General features: G+C 55.6%; 14 protein-coding genes. 2 read left to right on the top strand and 12 right to left on the bottom strand.

Annotated features, from left to right (window positions below; translation table 11 throughout):
- Positions 1 to 211 (top strand): hypothetical protein (locus tag NZ823_15885; GenBank protein MCS6806607.1); only part of this gene is annotated, 211 nt, incomplete at its 5' end.
- A gap of 847 nt (positions 212 to 1,058) precedes the next feature.
- Here the strand turns inward: NZ823_15885 and NZ823_15880 are convergent.
- The 12 genes from NZ823_15880 to NZ823_15825 all read right to left on the bottom strand — a co-directional run bounded on the left by NZ823_15880 (position 1,059) and on the right by NZ823_15825 (position 13,417).
- Positions 1,059 to 2,171 carry a sigma-54 dependent transcriptional regulator gene (locus NZ823_15880; GenBank protein MCS6806606.1) on the bottom strand — a complete coding sequence of 371 codons (1,113 nt, stop codon included), beginning with the start codon at positions 2,169 to 2,171 and terminating at the stop codon, positions 1,059 to 1,061.
- A 255-nt stretch (positions 2,172 to 2,426) separates the two neighbouring features.
- Entirely contained in the window at positions 2,427 to 3,617 is a 1,191-nt protein-coding gene (hutI, locus tag NZ823_15875; protein MCS6806605.1) for an imidazolonepropionase, read from the bottom strand.
- 354 nt (positions 3,618 to 3,971) lie between these two features.
- Entirely contained in the window at positions 3,972 to 5,621 is a 1,650-nt protein-coding gene (hutU, locus tag NZ823_15870) for a urocanate hydratase (protein ID MCS6806604.1), read from the bottom strand.
- A gap of 10 nt (positions 5,622 to 5,631) precedes the next feature.
- Positions 5,632 to 6,036, bottom strand: coding sequence for a cytidine deaminase (locus NZ823_15865; protein MCS6806603.1), 405 nt, complete (start codon positions 6,034 to 6,036; stop codon positions 5,632 to 5,634).
- Positions 6,037 to 6,204: 168 nt separating this feature from the next.
- On the bottom strand, positions 6,205 to 6,852 hold the full coding sequence (gene udk, locus NZ823_15860) for a uridine kinase (protein MCS6806602.1): 648 nt from the start codon (positions 6,850 to 6,852) through the stop codon (positions 6,205 to 6,207).
- A 171-nt stretch (positions 6,853 to 7,023) separates the two neighbouring features.
- Positions 7,024 to 7,854, bottom strand: a complete 831-nt coding sequence (locus NZ823_15855) for a purine-nucleoside phosphorylase (protein ID MCS6806601.1) — start codon at positions 7,852 to 7,854, stop codon at positions 7,024 to 7,026.
- A gap of 239 nt (positions 7,855 to 8,093) precedes the next feature.
- Positions 8,094 to 9,332 carry a sterol desaturase family protein gene (locus tag NZ823_15850; protein ID MCS6806600.1) on the bottom strand — a complete coding sequence of 413 codons (1,239 nt, stop codon included), beginning with the start codon at positions 9,330 to 9,332 and terminating at the stop codon, positions 8,094 to 8,096.
- Positions 9,333 to 9,473: 141 nt separating this feature from the next.
- The gene (locus NZ823_15845; GenBank protein ID MCS6806599.1) at positions 9,474 to 10,460 is read right to left on the bottom strand and encodes an alpha/beta fold hydrolase; all 987 of its coding nucleotides are present in this window, start codon (positions 10,458 to 10,460) and stop codon (positions 9,474 to 9,476) included.
- A 5-nt stretch (positions 10,461 to 10,465) separates the two neighbouring features.
- On the bottom strand, positions 10,466 to 10,885 hold the full coding sequence (locus tag NZ823_15840) for a secondary thiamine-phosphate synthase enzyme YjbQ (protein MCS6806598.1): 420 nt from the start codon (positions 10,883 to 10,885) through the stop codon (positions 10,466 to 10,468).
- A gap of 96 nt (positions 10,886 to 10,981) precedes the next feature.
- Positions 10,982 to 11,650 carry a DinB family protein gene (locus tag NZ823_15835; protein MCS6806597.1) on the bottom strand — a complete coding sequence of 223 codons (669 nt, stop codon included), beginning with the start codon at positions 11,648 to 11,650 and terminating at the stop codon, positions 10,982 to 10,984.
- 18 nt (positions 11,651 to 11,668) lie between these two features.
- Positions 11,669 to 11,974: a DUF962 domain-containing protein gene (locus NZ823_15830; GenBank protein ID MCS6806596.1), complete on the bottom strand. Its 306-nt coding sequence runs from the start codon at positions 11,972 to 11,974 to the stop codon at positions 11,669 to 11,671.
- Between the two features lie 24 nt (positions 11,975 to 11,998).
- Entirely contained in the window at positions 11,999 to 13,417 is a 1,419-nt protein-coding gene (locus NZ823_15825; protein ID MCS6806595.1) for an endonuclease/exonuclease/phosphatase family protein, read from the bottom strand.
- 304 nt (positions 13,418 to 13,721) lie between these two features.
- On the opposite strand from NZ823_15825, the gene NZ823_15820 reads away from it, so the two are divergent.
- Positions 13,722 to 14,065: hypothetical protein (locus tag NZ823_15820; GenBank protein ID MCS6806594.1), on the top strand; the 344-nt coding region annotated here is incomplete at its 3' end.

Here is a 14,065-nt window from a genome sequence, read left to right as displayed (position 1 = left end):
CAAACAGGTGGCGCTCAGCATCTCCGACCAATGGAGTCGTGTCTGGCATCTGACGAATAATGACACAGAACGCACCATCGGCCTCTGCCTCAAGATTCGGTCCAAACTGATGCGGGGATTCAAAGTCAAAGAGAACCTCCTGCGCTTTGTCTACTTGATGGCGTGGCTGCGGCAAGCGGGTGACCGAGTCCCCTTGGCCGCCCTGCTCTAACACCCCGTGTCAACAGAAAACTCTTGCCCGTCGCATTCCCGAGCACGTTATTTGAAACGATTACGCTACGTCGGCGGCTCGCCGAGCTGGCTCATACCATCGTTTGAGCCGGCCATGACAGAATGGTGCAGGACTCCGACGACATCGGACCCCTGAGCTTCTTCGCGTCATCATCCGAACATCGTGTGGTTGAGCTACTCTTGTTGAGGCCCGTGATGCCCGATTCCCTGGTTCGCTGCCTCTCACTCCGAACCGCCGTGCATGTAATCGAGATAGAGCTGCTCGATGTCTTCATGCGTCAATTCTTCATGTGTCCGCTCCATCACCTTGCGTCCCTCCTTCATGATCCCCACACGATCAGCCAACTCCTTCGCTCGGAAAAAAGATTTTCAGCCGCACGTTATAGTGCACAACACTCGAAACCTTGTGTGGGCTAGAGTCAGCGCCCAATGGCTAGAGCAATTTTCAATTGCCTTTAGTCTGGTGGCCTGCATCTTGCGGGCTCCGGCACGCTGGAAGCGTGAGCTCCCAGCGATTTTCACAGGAATCGCCTATGAGCTCCGCGCTCGCCACGAAGGAAGCATGAAAATGGTTATTTTCACAGGAATCGCCCATGAACTTACGTTCACCACGAAGCATGAAAGTGTTCATTTTCAAGTGACAAAGCGCCGTCGCCGCTTCGCTCTGCCGGCGCACTCCAAGATAAACTCAGGGATCGCTCATGAGCTCCGCGCTCGCCACGAAGCATGAAAATGAAGCAGAGGCGGGAACGCCTGTGCCACGTTCTGAATGGGAGCGTCTCCGATTGCCTCTTCAGTGGGCTTCAGTGAGAGGCCAGTCGCCCAGGTCAGGGAGCAGTTAATGGAACAACGTTGGTGACGCTTCCAGCAGAGCGGAATCGGTTGGGGTCAATCTGGTACCGCCTTAGCTTGTCATACAAATTGGCGCCATAGATGCCCGTCCGTTGGGCCGTCCGCGCTACGTTACCGTTGTTCAGTTTCAGGTGGAAAATCAGATACTCCCGTTCAAACTGACCGAGGAATTTTTCTTTAGCATCCTTGAACGGGCAGAGGAAGTCGCGTTCGTCAAACTCAATGCTCTGAGCGCCAGCCATATCATCCGAATCGCGGGCATGTCGAATGGCTTCCGGCAGAGTATCGCTGGTTAATACATCTGTGTCACACAGAATGACAGCGCGTTGGATCGTATTTCTCAGCTCGCGCACATTGCCCGGCCAGTCGTGGTTGGCTAACACCTGAAATACGTCCGCCGAGATGGCTCGAATGGGTTTGTCCAGCTCGCGAGCAAACAGCTCGACAAAATGACATGTCAGCAGCTCGATATCCTCTTTGCGTTTCCGCAGCGGCGGCAAGGTCAATGTCACGACATTGAGCCGGTAGTAGAGGTCTTCTCGAAATTTGCCCTCTCGCACCTTAGCTTCGAGGTCGCGATTGGTTGCCGAGATAAACCGGATGTCCGTATACAGCCGGCGCGTATCACCAACTCGATTGAATTCGCGTTGCTCAAGAACACGCAGCAACTTCAACTGAAACAGCGGGCCAATCTCGCCAATTTCATCAAGGAACACAGTGCCGCCGTCGGCCGCTTCGAAGAAACCAACCTTATGACGGTCTGCCCCGGTGAACGCGCCTCTGACGTGCCCGAATAGTTCGGTTTCCACCAGCGGTTCGGCTAAGGCCGCACAGTTGATCACCGTCAATGGCTTGTGAGCACGCCGACTGAACCGATGAATCTCCGAAGCCAGCAATTCTTTTCCCGTTCCTGTCTCTCCAACAATCAACACCGTCGCATTACTCGGCGCGACGCGCACGGCGTCATGGATGACTTGCCACATCCGAGCATTTCTTGTCAGAATGTGCGTCGAAGGAACGGGCACTTCAACAGGTCGAGAAGAGATACTAACAGAGGTCAATTCAACAGCCGCTTTGTGTCGCGGCATCCATGTTTCACCGGATCGAGCCTCGCCAACAGGGTCTCTCGTCAATCGCTCTTTTGCTTCCACCGCTGCTCTCGCCTCGCTTCAATGTGATCATGTACTGACGTTTCAGCTTCCACAACACAACAACCCTTCCTGTTGACCAGTTTTTATGTTCCCCCAGTCCCTATTCGGTTGCCTAGTGGTGACAGGCCGTATCCTACAGAAAGCAGGATTGAATGTCAAGAAAAATTAAAGCTAAACTTTAGGTTAGTAGGGTTAATTCAATGAAACACAGGATTTAGTAAATACAACGCATCCTCTCTTGATAACCCGATTCACATGGTTGCGGCCATAAAAATAAGGAATCTCTCGATAGTCAGCACAATCAAAGATCACCAGGTCAGCCTGCTTGCCTATTTCAATAGAACCGATTCGATCTCCACGATTCAGGCTGTAAGCGGCATTGAGCGTCGTCGCTGTCAGTGCCTCAGCCGGTGTCATTCCCATTTGTGTGCACGCGAGGCTCAGGATCATCTGCATGTTCGGCGTCGGCGAGCTACCCGGATTGAAATCTGTGGCTAACACAACGGCCAGTCCGGCGTCAATCATGGCCCGCGCAGGCGGATAGTGCTGAGAGCCAAGATGCCACACAGCCCCAGGCAACAAGACAGCGATCACACCGGCTCGTTGCAAGGCTGCGATTGCGCTTTGATCCACGTGTTCCAGGTGATCGCAAGTGCTCATGTTCAACTCGGCGGCGAGCGCCGCCGCGCCTGTGTCGCTGAATTGATTGGCATGCAGCCGGAGTTTCAGTCCAAGCTCGCGCGCCCGCAACATGAGCGCACGCGTTTCGTCAACAGAGAACGCCCCTGTTTCGCAGAAAACATCGTGATACTCGGCCAATTTTTCTTGTGCGACCAGCGGCAACAGCTCGTCCGAGATCATGCTCAGATAAGCTTCTCGCTGATGCTGGAATTCAGGCGGCACAATATGCGCCGCCAGCAGCGTTGGCACTATTTCTAACGGCCCTTCACGGTTGAGCGCAGCCATCACTCGCAGTAACTTGATCTCGCTCTCCAACGACAGTCCATATCCGCTCTTGGCTTCAATCGTTGTCGTGCCGTGCTCAATAAACCAACGGGCATAGCGCCGCGCGCGCGACAGTAACTCATCTTCAGATGCCGCGCGTGTCATTTCCATCGTCGAGCGTATGCCGCCGCCGCGCGCCGCAATCTCCTGATACGTGAGTCCCATAGCGCGTAGCTCGTATTCCTGCACGCGAGTCCCTGCGAATACCGGATGCGTGTGTGCATCAACGAAGCCCGGCAATACGACCTGGCCACGTGCATCAATCCGTTCAGCCGATTGATCGGCTTGCGCAACGACTTCAGCAGAAGTTCCGACGGCGACAATGACGCCGTCTTCAATCAATACAGCGCCGTCCTCAATAATGCCGAGCTCGCGCATCAACGGGCCAACACGAGGGCCAGGCGGACCTGCTAGTGTAACAAGCTGTGATGCATGACAAATTAGTTGCTGGTGAAGCATAAAATTAGGATAAATCAGGCCCTCTTCGAGGGAAATCCGAAATCCGAAGCACGAAATCCGAAACAAGTTGAAACGTCAAAATCTCAATGTACCAAACCCTGCCTCAATCCTTGTTTCACATGTGAGAGTTTGGTCATTGGAATTTGTTTCGAGTTTCGGATTTGGAGTTTCGGATTTTTTGGAGTTTGGTCATTGGAATTTATTTCGAGTTTCGGATTTCGTGCTTGTAATTTCCCTCCAAGAGGGCTTCGAGTTTGCCCGCAGGGGGTGGTATCAGATCATCGGAATTTTGATACCCTTGGTCTGCGCAGTGCGGATCGCATCTTCGTAACCGGCGTCTGCGTGCCGCGCCACGCCAATGCCCGGATCATTGGTTAAGACCAATTGAAGTCGGCGCGCGCCGTCGGCGGTTCCGTCAGCAACGATCACTTGTCCTGCATGCAGGCTGTAGCCGATGCCCACGCCGCCGCCATGATGAAACGACACCCAAGAGGCGCCTGACGCCGTGTTGAGCAGCGCATTCAAAATCGGCCAATCGGCGACAGCATCGCTGCCATCTTTCATCCCTTCTGTCTCGCGGTACGGCGAAGCGACCGAGCCACAGTCCAGATGATCACGTCCAATGACGACCGGCGCTTCAATCTCTCCGCGTTTGACCAGCTCATTGATCGCCTGACCAAACTCGGCGCGTTCGCCATAACCCAGCCAGCAAATCCGCGCCGGCAGCCCTTGAAACTTGATCCGCTCGCGTGCCAACCGAAGCCATCGGTTCAACACCGGATCATCAGGGAACAGCTCCATAGCCAGATCATCTGTCCGGCGAATATCCTGAGCATTGCCTGAGAGCGCCACCCAACGAAACGGTCCACGACCCTCGCAAAACATCGGGCGAATGTATTCGGAAACAAAACCGGGAATCTCAAACGCATCGCGCACGCCTGCTGAGTAGGCAAATTGGCGGATATTATTACCGTAGTCGAACGTGACTGCGCCTTGCCGCATCAGCGCCAGCATGGCTTCCACATGACGGGCCATCGAAGCCAGCGAGCGTTTCACATACTCATCAGGGTTGGACCGGCGCAATTGCAGCGCCTGCTCCAGCGGCATGCCGGCTGGCACATAACCATTGAGCGGATCATGCGCGCTGGTCTGATCCGTCAGCATGTCCGGCACGATGCCACGACGAACTAGCTCCGGCAGCACATCGGCGCAATTTCCTACCAATCCCACCGAGACTGCCTGACCCGCTGCCTTGGCCGTCATCAGTGTGGCGAGCGCGTCATCCAGATTATCCGTCATCTGATCGCAGTAGCCTGTCTTGATGCGCCGTTGGATGCGGGTTGGGTCCACGTCAATGCCAAGAAACACGGCGCCATTCATCGTTGCTGCCAACGGCTGCGCGCCGCCCATACCGCCCATGCCGCCTGATACGACGAGCTTGCCACGCAGGTCGCCGGCGAAATGTTTTCGCGCCGCTGCCGCGAACGTCTCGAACGTGCCCTGGACAATCCCTTGCGTGCCGATGTAAATCCAACTGCCCGCCGTCATCTGGCCGTACATCATCAGCCCCATCGCTTCTAGTCGGCGAAATTCATCCCATGTGGCCCACTGGGGCACAAGATTTGAATTGGCAATCAACACGCGCGGGGCCATCTCATGCGTGCGAAACACGCCGACGGGCTTGCCCGATTGCACTAGCAAAGTTTCGTCATTCTCCAGGCTCTGCAACGAACGAACAATCGCCTCGAAGCAAGCCCAGTTGCGCGCGGCTTTGCCGGCGCCGCCGTAGACAATCAACTCTTGAGGATTTTCTGCCACCTCAGGGTCCAGATTGTTCATCAGCATGCGCAACGCTGCTTCCTGATGCCAACCACGACAACTGATCTGCTTGCCTCGTGGAGCTTGCACAATTCGGCTCGACATAGCTCCCTCCTTATTTGTTCAAGAATCGGCGATCAAACGCGCGAGGCAGAATTCTACGCATCTGTTCACGTTCCGTCCGGCGCTTCAAATTCGACATGACGACCGGCACATCGCCGCAGAATTCCCAGATGATCTGCCGGCAAGCGCCACAAGGAGGCGTTAATTCATCAGTATCGGTCACCACGGCAATCTTCTTAAAACTCAACTCGCCTTCGGAGATGGCCTTAAAAATCGCTACTCGCTCGGCGCACAACGTCAAACCATAACTGGCGCTTTCCACGTTGCAGCCGGTAATGATTCGACCCGATTGCGTCAGCACGGCCGCGCCCACCTTGAAGCGTGAATAAGGCGCGTACGCTTTTTCTCGCGCTTGCCGCGCTGCTTCGATCAACATCCTATCAGTAACTCTCGCCATGCTGCTCCACTATTATTGCGCGCCGGAAAAATCCGCTTGGTTGCGATCAGCTCCTGTCGGTGACGCTAGAGCGATTTTCGATTGCCTTTAGCCTGCTGGCCCCGTGTCTTGCCGGCTACTGCACGCTGCAAGCGAGCGCTCCCAAGGTAAACCGATGCGCAAATCGCTCTAGCCATGCTGCCCAGCCTGCGCTTTCTGCTCCAGTGGGCTTGCCATCAAGTGTGATCGAACTTTTTGAATCAGCAGATCAATCCCCGCCAAGTTTTGACCGCCTTCAGGAATGATGATATCTGCATATCGTTTGCTCGGTTCAACGAATTCCAGGTGCATTGGCCGAACAGTCTCCAGATACTGCTGAATCACCGATTCGGGCGTGCGACCGCGTTCAGCAATATCGCGTTGGAGCCGTCGAATAAACCGCAGATCATCAGCGGTGTCAACAAACACTTTCAGCTCCATCAGCGAGCGTAACCGAGCATTCTCAAAAATCAGGATGCCTTCAATCAAAATCACCGGCTTCGGCAGAATGCGGCGCACGGCAGCTAAGCGCGCGTGATGCGTGAAATCGTAAATCGGTTGATCAACCGGCTGACCTTGCCGCAACTGCTCAACGTGCTGAATCAGCAAATCCGTATCCAGCGCATCCGGATGATCGAAGTTGACCTTGGTTCGGTGCTCAAATGGCAAATGACTCAAGTCGCGGTAATACGAATCGTGCTGTAGATAGGCGACCTGATCTTCGCCGACTGCCTCCAGAACCTTTCGTGTCACGGTGGTCTTGCCTGATCCTGTGCCGCCGCAAATTCCTATGATCATAATTCGACCTCTCAGACTTCAAACTTCAGATGCGACTTCTCAGCGTCCGTCTCTCAACGCCCGAATCTCGAAGCAACCTACATCATTCATGAATCTCTCAAGTCCAAGCTATCGGATTTTAATCATTCCAAAACGCAGGCCTACTAACCGAAGCCCGCTCGCTGCGTTCTACTACGGGTTGACCAATTTTGGTATGATGCGTTGGAGCAGTTCGGTCAACACGCCGCCCATGCGCTCACCCATATCGAGAACTTCTTGGTGATGGAGCGGCTGATCCAAAACGCCTGCCGCCATGTTGGAGATCAAGGAAATGCCTAAAATTTCCATGCCCATGTGGCGGCCGACGATGGCTTCGGGCACAGTAGACATGCCGACTGCATCAGCGCCGAGCACCCGCACCATGCGAATCTCTGCCGGCGTTTCGTAGCTTGGCCCGCTCAGCGCCAGATAGACGCCCTCTTGCAGCGGAACACTGAGCGTAGCTGCCTCGCGCTTGGCAATCGTCCGGTAGGCCTCGGAATAAACATAGGTCATGTCCGGAAAACGCGGGCCGAACCGCTCATCGTTCTGGCCACACAGCGGATTCATGCCCATCAGATTGATATGATCCTTGATCAGCATCAGGGTGCCAGCCGTATAGTTCAAGTTGACGCCGCCAGCCATGTTGGTCAGCACCAGCGCTTTGATGCCCAACAACCCAAAGACTCGGATGGGAAACGTTACCTGCTGCATCGTCCAACCTTCGTAGGCATGAAAGCGCCCTTGCATGGCCACCACGTCTACGCCGTCACACTGGCCGAGCACTAATCGCCCGGCATGGCCTACTGCGGTTGACACAGGAAAATGCGGAATCTGCTGGTAAGGAATCTTGACGCTTCCACCGAGCCTGTCAGCAAATGCGCCGAGGCCAGAACCGAGCACGACAGCGCAACGCGGCGCTTGAGCATAAGCCGACCGGATGAATTCAGCAGCCTCCTGCGCTTTTTCATAGAGATTATTCATAGCACTCTACCTGTCTGCGATGAGGAGTCCACATCCTACAGATAAACCCGCTCTCCTGTCAACAAACATCGCGATTGGCGGGCGTGCCAGCGTGAAGGAACAAACGCTTGGAAGGGTTGGAAGAGGTTGATGATGACCGTCTGATCTGGTTGGTCGCGGCAACGCTGCGGGAGTCCAGCGGCGCGCCGAACCTTGGGAAGGCAGCGTCGCAGCGTGCGGCCTCGGCTTGCAGCAAAATCCTATCTGCCCCAAAGAGGCACTACACGCCGCTCTGACACCATCAAGAGCGAACGATAGCGCAGAATCCAGCCGGCCAGCAACAGCACGATGACTGAAGTGACCGCTCCAAGTGGCCATATCGCTGGCTCAGCCCAGCTATAGGCGAGCGTGGCGGCGGCTATAAGAGCCAACCGCCCCAGTTCCAGCGGCAGCGCCCAGTACTTTTTCTCAAACAGCCCGCCCCAGATCAACAGCGTCAGCAGAATCAAGCTGACTGCGCCGACGCGCTCGCTCAGTCGCAATGAGTCAGCGTTCAGCATTAACCACATCATGGCAGGAACCAGTACGGCATACTGCAAGGCAATGTATCCGTTCAGTCCAAGCGGAACGCGCGTCTCATAGCGGATGCGCTCACCCGAATCCGCTGGCGGCGGCGACTGAAGGCCACGCGGCTGCCACTCCGGCGGCATGAACCAAATTCGTATCTTGTCCCACACGTATGGCGCGCGTCGCGCTTGTTGCCACAGTTGCGCCCAGTAGTCGAAGTTTGCCCAAATCGAATTCCAACTGGCGTAGGGCTTGACCGTGCCATACAACGGCTCCTCCTCTTCTTCCTGAAACGTACCGAAGAGCCGGTCCCAACTGATCAGGGTTGCGCCATAGTTTTTATCAATGTATTTCGGATCGCGACCATGATGAACGCGGTGGTGCGACGGCGTGTTGATGATCCATTCGAGCCATCCAAGTTTGCCGATCAATCGTGTGTGAATCCAAAACTGATAAAGCGTGCTGATGGAAACCATCGCGACAAACACGAGCGGCGGAATGCCAAGAAAAGCCAGTGGCAAGTAGACAACCCACGCGGTGAGACCAGAAAACCAGGCCTGCCGCAGCGCAACCGCCAGATTGTACTCTTCGCTCTGGTGATGAACGATGTGAATGGCCCAGAGAAAATTCACACGATGACTCCAGCGATGCCACCAATAGTAGAGGAAATCCACGCCGACGAATGCAACGATCCAGGCGGCCAGGGGCTTGTTCGAGAAATCAATCAGCGCGAATCGCTCATAGAAATAGACGTAACCGAGAAACAACCCTGTCCTGAAGAACAACCCGACGACCTGCTGCCCGATGCCGCAACCGATGTCGGTGATCGCGTCGTTGAAGCGATAGTACGGTCGGCCCAACCAGCACGCGACGGCTACTTCAATGGCAATCAAACCGACGAAGAACGGAATGGCCCACGCAATGTAGTCCATAACTGTGCTTCATGCTAAAACGGAACGACGCGCCCGCGCAACCCTTCCTGGCATTGTTTGACCTCCAAGCTCATCGCCCGGATGGCCGGTCAGCACAGCAACCTCATACTGAAACTTTCTTGCGGCGTTTGACCGAGAGGCTCATCGCCCGTGCGCAGTGACGTGAATCGGTTGTTGAAGAAATTCCAGCGCGCGCGTTTCAGACCAAAGCTCGCCGTTGGAATTGAAGCTGATGAAACCAACGTGGCCGCCCGATGCCGGCGCCTCAAAAAAGAAATAAGGATTGGCTTCCGCTTCTTCGTAGGGAAACGCCCCTTCCCCCAGCATCGGATCATTCCGCGCGTTAATCAGCAGCGTCGGAACGCGAATGTTGGGAATGACAGGCCGGCTGCTCGCTTTCGCCCAATAATCCTCGGCGTTTTTGAACCCGTGCAATGGCGCCACATACCGATCGTCGAAGTCTTTGAAGTTTTTGATCTGCTCAAAGCCATCGTCATTGATCACGTCAGGCATCACCTGCATTTTCGCTTTGATCTTCTGGTGAAGACTCCGCAAAAACATCATCATGTAAAGACGATTTTCCGGTCGCATCATCTTCAGCGCCCCCGTTTTCAAATCACATGGTGCAGACACAGCGACCGCTCTCTTGATGAGCGGACTGATCGGATAAACCTGTTCGCCCAGGTACTTCAACGTCAGATTCCCGCCGAGGCTGAACCCGATGAGCGCCAGCTCGCTATAGACGTTCTGACGGAGCGCATGCAGCACGACTGTATGCAAGTCATAGGTCGCCCCGCTGTGATAGAAGAACGGTTGCCGATTTGGCTCGCCGCCGCAACCACGGTAATTCCACGCCAGCGCGTCCCAGCCGCGCCGATGCAGCGCCTTGACCATGCCCAGGATGTAGGGACGGCGGCTGTTGCCTTCCAGCCCGTGCGACAGGATGGCCAGCTTCTGCGCTCCAATGCGCGCCCAGTCCAAGTCTAAAAAATCATCGTCCGGCGTGCTGATGCGCTCCCGCTGATAATGAACGCCAGTGACGCGACGGAGCGCCGTCAGGATGGTTTGCGCATGCCCATTGGTCAACCACCACGGCGGTGTGTACGACGACGGCGAAATCACCGGCATGCAGGTCACTCTCCGATGATCTTCACTAAGACGCGCTTGCGCCGCCGTCCATCAAATTCGCCGTAGAAAATTTGTTCCCACGGACCGAAATCGAGCCGACCTTTGGTGATCGCAACGACGACTTCGCGCCCCATGATCTGACGTTTCATGTGCGCATCGGCATTATCTTCGCCCGTATCATTGTGGCGATACTGACCAGTCGGTTCATGCGGCGCCAGTCGCTCCAGCCATTGACTGTAATCGTGATGCAAGCCAGCTTCGTCATCATTGATAAACACGGAAGCTGTGATATGCATCGCATTGACCAGCGCCAAGCCTTCCTGCACACCGCTTTCGCGCACACATTCTTCTACCTGTGGCGTGATGTTGATAAATGCCATCCGGGTCGGCGTGTTGAACCACAATTCCTTTCGATAGCTCTTCATGGTCACGTCCTCATTGAAACGACCACCCGCTCACAGCACATGCGATGAGATCATCTATGCTTTCATAGCCGCAGATGCGCGCCGGCTGAATCAACGCTACAGTGGCGGCTGAGGCGGCGGCACAATGCCCTTCAACCGGAGATAGATTGTCGTCTGACCGCGGTGATGCGTTTGATTGGTGAACGCCCATTGCAGCAGTTGCCATTTGGGGGCCAGCACCGTTGCGCGCCGCGCCGGCACGACGACGTTGAGCTTTTCGTCGGTCGTCGCTTTGAGCCCTTCGATGACAAAATCATAGGCTTCCATCACACGCTTGATGACCGCGTCTTTCTGCTGCAACTCCTTTTCTTCGGAGAATTCCCTTCCCTCATAGGGATTGGGACGGTCTGTTGCGACGGCTGCAAGCGCAAATGTGCTCTGCGCTGCATGCAGAAACTGATCGGCAAACGTGCGAATCTCAGGCACTGGCTTGAATCCATAATGCTCGGCGGGCATGGCTTCAAGGTACGCTTTGGTCCAGGCTTTCGCTTGTTGCCAATCCATGATCGCAGCCTCGCGTCGTGAAGTTGGCAATGCTTTCGCCGGCGGCGCTGGTGTTTGCGGTGATCCAGCCGATGGCGGTGGCGGCGGCGGTTGTTGAGCAGCCGGTGGTGGCGGCGGCGGTGGCGGCGGTTGTTGAGCAGCCACCGCGCCACTCATCGCCAGCGTGAACCCGATAAGCAACATTGGCCATCGAGCAAGTTGAACTGAAAAATTTCTCATCATGACCTCCCTCGTTGCTGATTACAACTTCAATCGGCCTGTGAGCACATCTTTGAACATGACCCAATCGGCCATGAAGCTATAGAGCGGATAGGTGAACGTCGCTGGTTTGTTCTTCTCAAAGAAAAAATGGCCGACCCAGGCAAATCCATAACCGATCACCGGCAACAACCATAACAAGGCCCATTGCCGGGTCGCTATCGCGTAGAGTGCTGTTGCTAGAACCAAACCGCTGCCGATCACATGCAGCAGCCGGCAAACGGGATGGCTGTGCTCGGACAAATAGAATGGATAGAACTCGGCAAATGTCGTGTACTCTTTGGCCATCTTTTGCCTCCTGGGCGGCTGATTTTAGACGCGCGGTTCATACAATGGCAAGTCAACCAGTAGCGGGCGGTGGTCGGACAATGCGTTCAATTCACGTAGCGTTCGGGCAAAATGCGGCGCGAAACGATATGACCCTTGCGGGTCTTGAGGCGCGCGCAGGTACGGCTTGACGAGTATCCAATCGAGTTTGCTTCGTCCGATGAGTCCGCAGGCCCACGATGTCTCGCTGGTTGGCACAAATCCGCCGCCTGTGCGCTCATTGGAATTGGCTAACAAGCCACCCAAGCGGTTCACTGTGCGGGCTGGGTCGCCGCGAAAATCAAACGTCCTGCCGTCATCGAAGCGAAAGCTGTACAGATCGTCAAACAACCCTCGTTCTGGCGAGGCGTCACGTGTTGGATCGCGCTCGGTCGCCCAGAAATCGGCTGATCCAGCGCGCAGATCGTTGAGCCAGCCGAGCGCCGGCGCGATGCGCGGCGCGAGCCAGCACCAGAACGGCCCGCTGGCCGTCAGGTTCAATAGGAATTTGTGTGCCAATCCGGGCGTGCCATCTCGCCCTGAGGTGTTCAAATCACCGGTGATGATGACGGGATGGTCAATAGCTCGCAGATGGTGCAGTAGCTCCCCCATCTGTTGTCGGCGCACAGCCGGCGAACAACGATTTTCCAGATGCGTCGTCACCACTGTGATCCTCCCTTCAGGCAGATCAGGCACATCCAGTTCAACGATCAGCGCCGTGCGCCCGCCACGCCGTAATTGACAAAACGACAAAGCCCGCGCCACAGGCGCACTCGGCGACCTCATCGAGTCGCCTGTGGTGAGTCCACAGAAAAATTGCTTCTCCTGCCTGTACCAATCGAATCCTTGATGATGATATGGTCGCACGATGGCTCGACGAATCGGGTACCGACTGAGCACTGCGTTACCATGCAATCCACGATAGCCTGCATCAGGCGATCCCAGCAGCAGCGGCGCCAGTTCGATGAACTCCACGCCAAAGGCGTAATTCATCCCAAGCGCGACGGCCAGCTCTCCAACCACGTGACGATAACCTGTGCGCTCCAGGCCAATATCTACTTCGTTCAGCGCCAGCACATCCGCAGCTTGCAACAAGTCAAGCTCAGCAGCGACACGCGACCGGCGATCAGGTCGGACTTGCTGCAAAAATGAGCCTGCATCGGTGAGCGCCAGCAGCATGTCATCAAGCCGTTCTCCGCGGGCTACGTTCCAGAACGCCACGCGCAGCAGCGGGCCGAGCTGATCACTAAGTGGGCGGTGCGGCCGGCTTCCCTGCCGATATGCTCGATTGTTGATCACGGGCGTTGTCAATATGGCGTCGAGTTTCTCCTGCAGCGGCCTCGGCAGATCGTCGCATTGCGCCAGTTGAAGCAATTCGTCCACACCAAACCAGACGAGCGCATCGTCTTCAACCAACTCGATCATGATTTGTCCAACTCCATTGCGATAACGCGCGCGCCGAAAACTTGCGGAACGCAAGCTGCCGAAATGATCATCGGTAATCCAACTTCACTATGATAACAAGCCAACCCGATCACAGCTATAGGGCAGTGCACTCGCCTTGTCAACCGCAACAGGATCAACTACACTGAACGACGTCTGGTGGTGGAATATAGTATCAAGCCGAATGTATTGTGTCTGTGAACGCTTGTTTTGATTAACCCCGCAGCAAAGTAGTACCAAAATGCGCCATAGCAACCTGAACCAAATATCACTCAAAGGAGAGTATATGAACCGAGTGGAATGTCACCGACATATTGTGACGTTGGTTTGGCTGGTGAGCCTGAGCGGCTGGTTGATAGCAGGCGGCTTTTCATTCTCTCTGACGGCGAGCCGGATGCCCAAGTCAGCATCCGCTAGTTTGGGAAGCGAAAGCCCACTACCGACACGATCCATTAAAACGGAGCATATCAATTTGACGGGGAGCCTGGCTGTGCCGACCGTGTATGGGGGCGCGGCTGGGCTTCAACAAATCCTGGGACATCATCAGGCGCGCCCGACGGCGTTGGCCTCGGCCGATTTCGATGAAGATGGCGTGCCGGATGTGATCTGCGGGTACGAGGGGCCAAGTGG

The sequence above is a fragment of the Blastocatellia bacterium genome (assembly GCA_025054955.1).
In the GTDB taxonomy this organism is placed as follows: Bacteria; Acidobacteriota; Blastocatellia; order HR10; family J050; genus JANWZE01.
Note: the sequence above shows the minus strand (reverse complement) of the source record. Positions and strands in the feature narration are given on the sequence as shown.

Excerpts from the sequence above, each read along its gene's own strand:
- NZ823_15880 (MCS6806606.1), bottom strand. The coding sequence starts at position 2,171 with ATGCCGCGACACAAAGCGGCTGTTGAATTGACCTCTGTTAGTATCTCT.
- hutI (MCS6806605.1), bottom strand. The coding sequence starts at position 3,617 with ATGCGCGAGCTCGGCATTATTGAGGACGGCGCTGTATTGATTGAAGAC.
- hutU (MCS6806604.1), bottom strand. The coding sequence starts at position 5,621 with ATGTCGAGCCGAATTGTGCAAGCTCCACGAGGCAAGCAGATCAGTTGT.
- NZ823_15865 (MCS6806603.1), bottom strand. The coding sequence starts at position 6,036 with ATGGCGAGAGTTACTGATAGGATGTTGATCGAAGCAGCGCGGCAAGCG.
- udk (MCS6806602.1), bottom strand. The coding sequence starts at position 6,852 with ATGATCATAGGAATTTGCGGCGGCACAGGATCAGGCAAGACCACCGTG.
- NZ823_15855 (MCS6806601.1), bottom strand. The coding sequence starts at position 7,854 with ATGAATAATCTCTATGAAAAAGCGCAGGAGGCTGCTGAATTCATCCGG.
- NZ823_15850 (MCS6806600.1), bottom strand. The coding sequence starts at position 9,332 with ATGGACTACATTGCGTGGGCCATTCCGTTCTTCGTCGGTTTGATTGCC.
- NZ823_15845 (MCS6806599.1), bottom strand. The coding sequence starts at position 10,460 with ATGCCGGTGATTTCGCCGTCGTCGTACACACCGCCGTGGTGGTTGACC.
- NZ823_15840 (MCS6806598.1), bottom strand. The coding sequence starts at position 10,885 with ATGAAGAGCTATCGAAAGGAATTGTGGTTCAACACGCCGACCCGGATG.
- NZ823_15835 (MCS6806597.1), bottom strand. The coding sequence starts at position 11,650 with ATGATGAGAAATTTTTCAGTTCAACTTGCTCGATGGCCAATGTTGCTT.
- NZ823_15830 (MCS6806596.1), bottom strand. The coding sequence starts at position 11,974 with ATGGCCAAAGAGTACACGACATTTGCCGAGTTCTATCCATTCTATTTG.
- NZ823_15825 (MCS6806595.1), bottom strand. The coding sequence starts at position 13,417 with ATGATCGAGTTGGTTGAAGACGATGCGCTCGTCTGGTTTGGTGTGGAC.